Origin of the sequence: Streptomyces sp. NPDC127092 (genome assembly GCF_042722475.1) — a bacterium.
In the GTDB taxonomy this organism is placed as follows: Bacteria; Actinomycetota; Actinomycetes; order Streptomycetales; family Streptomycetaceae; genus Streptomyces.
In genome coordinates this window covers 1-1,840 of sequence record NZ_JBHXFE010000175.1, presented here as the reverse complement: position 1 = coordinate 1,840, position 1,840 = coordinate 1, and the positions used below count along the sequence as shown (strand labels likewise).

The 1,840-nt window shown below is 74.9% G+C and carries 2 protein-coding genes and 1 pseudogene; 1 reads left to right on the top strand and 2 read right to left on the bottom strand.

From position 1 onward, the window contains the following. A pseudogene (locus ACFWJO_RS38530) lies at positions 1 to 256 on the top strand (hypothetical protein); the annotation flags it as partial. Here the strand turns inward: ACFWJO_RS38530 and ACFWJO_RS38525 are convergent. Continuing rightward, a complete protein-coding gene (locus ACFWJO_RS38525; RefSeq protein ID WP_386872851.1) occupies positions 205 to 1,494 on the bottom strand; it encodes a M20 family metallopeptidase in 1,290 nt (429 codons plus the stop codon). The pseudogene ACFWJO_RS38530 and the gene ACFWJO_RS38525 overlap by 52 nt on opposite strands. A gap of 51 nt (positions 1,495 to 1,545) precedes the next feature. Further along, on the bottom strand, positions 1,546 to 1,840 hold a 295-nt coding region (locus ACFWJO_RS38520; protein ID WP_386872850.1), incomplete at its 5' end, for a hypothetical protein.

Genomic DNA, 1,840 nt, shown 5'->3' with positions numbered 1-1,840 from the left:
GCACGTGGGGCGGGTGATCGGGCCGGTGGCCAAGCCCGCCGAGGTGGTCTTCGTCCCCGACGTGCCCAAGACCCGTTCGGGCAAGATCATGCGGCGGCTGCTGACGCAGCTGCACCAGGGCACCGCGCTCGGGGACACCACGAGCCTGCAGAACGAGCCGTGCGTCGGGCAGATCGCCGAGGTGCTCCGGGCCGGTCGCCGCGCTCAGGACGCCGGCACCGGCGCCGTCCGCAGCGCCAGCTCGGCCAGCACCTGAGCGGCCCGCGGCACCACGGCGTCGTCGAACACGGCCTGCGGGGAGTGGTTGACCGGGGCCTCGTCCGGGTCCACGCCCTCCGGGACCGCCCCGAGCAGGACGTAGGCGCCGGGCACCCGCTGGAGGACCTCGGAGAAGTCCTCGCTGCCGGGCTCGGGCTCGGGTAGCTCCCGGTAGGCGTCGGCCCCGTACAGGTCCGCCACGGTCCGGCGGACGAAAGCCACTGCGTCCGGATCGTTGGCCGTCACCGGGAACGCGCAGTCCGTCCGGACCTGCGCGCTCATGCCGTGCGCCGCGGCGATCCCGTGCACCATGCGCTCCACGGCCGAGAGCAGCCGGGTTCGGGAGGGCGCGGAGAAGGTCCGCAGGGTGAGGGCGAGGGTGGCGCTGTCCGGGATGATGTTGGCCGCCGTGCCCGCGCTCAGGTGCCCGACGGTCGCGACCACCGGGTCGAAGGCGTCGAACTGCCGGGTGACCACGGACTGCAGCGCCAGCACCATCTCGGCGGCCACGGGCACCGGATCCTGGGCCAGGTGCGGCACCGAGCCGTGCCCGCCTCGACCGTGCACCGTCACCACCAGGTCGTCGCAGCCGGCCTGGATCGCCCCCGGGCGGCTGAGCAGGACGCCGCGCGGGTACGTGCCCGAGGAGACATGGATCGCGTAGGCGGCGTCCACCGGTCGCCCGGCCGCCTCCAGCAGCCCCTCCTGGATCATGTGCAGGGCGCCGCCGCCGGTCTCCTCCCCGGGCTGGAACATGGCCACCACGTCGGCGGCGAGCTCCCCGCGACGGCGCACCAGCCACGCCAGGGCGCCGTAGAGGCCGGCGGTGTGCAGGTCGTGGCCGCAGGCGTGCATGGTGCCCGGCACGGAGGGGGCGTACTCCAGCCCGGTCTCCTCCGTGACGGGCAGGGCGTCCATGTCCCCCCGCAGCAGCACGACCGGCCGCCGGGCCCCCTCCGGCAGCGGGGCCCCGCCGCGCAGCACCACGACGACGGAGCTCAGCGCCCGGCCCACGCTCGTCTCCAGCGCGGGGCGGCCGGTGGCGGCATCCTCCCCCGCCTCGGCGCGCAGGGCCTCGAGCCGCTCGAGGACGGCGGCCTGGGTGCGGGGCAGGTGCAGGTCCAGCTCCGGATGCCCGTGGAGGCGGCGGCGGAAGGCGATCGCCTCGCGGGCGATGTCCTCCGGCAGGTCCGGGGCGAGGGCGTTCGCGGGCGGGGTGGGGGCGGTGCGGTCCATCAGGACATCATGCCGTGGCGGCCCGCCGGCCCACCCGGATCGCGCAGCGGGTCAGCCGGCCAGCTCCTGCAGCTCGGCCAGGTCGAAGACGTCCTCCTTGGCGGGGGCCTCGGGCGCCTCGACCGCGTTCCACTCGGTGAAGGTGGCGTTCGCGTCCACGTCCTCGTCCTCCGAGTTCACGTCCTCGAGACGGTAGAGGGTCGTGCTCTCCGGGTCGATCAGCATCGTCCGGCCGAACTCGTGGTGCTCCTCGGGCAGCGCGTACTTGAGGTACGTCCTGCCCTCGAGCTCCACCTCCTCGGCCTTCAGGTCCTTGCCGTCGAAGGCGTCCGCGGCGGGCATGTCC

Excerpts from the sequence above, each read along its gene's own strand:
- ACFWJO_RS38525 (WP_386872851.1), bottom strand. The coding sequence starts at position 1,494 with ATGGACCGCACCGCCCCCACCCCGCCCGCGAACGCCCTCGCCCCGGAC.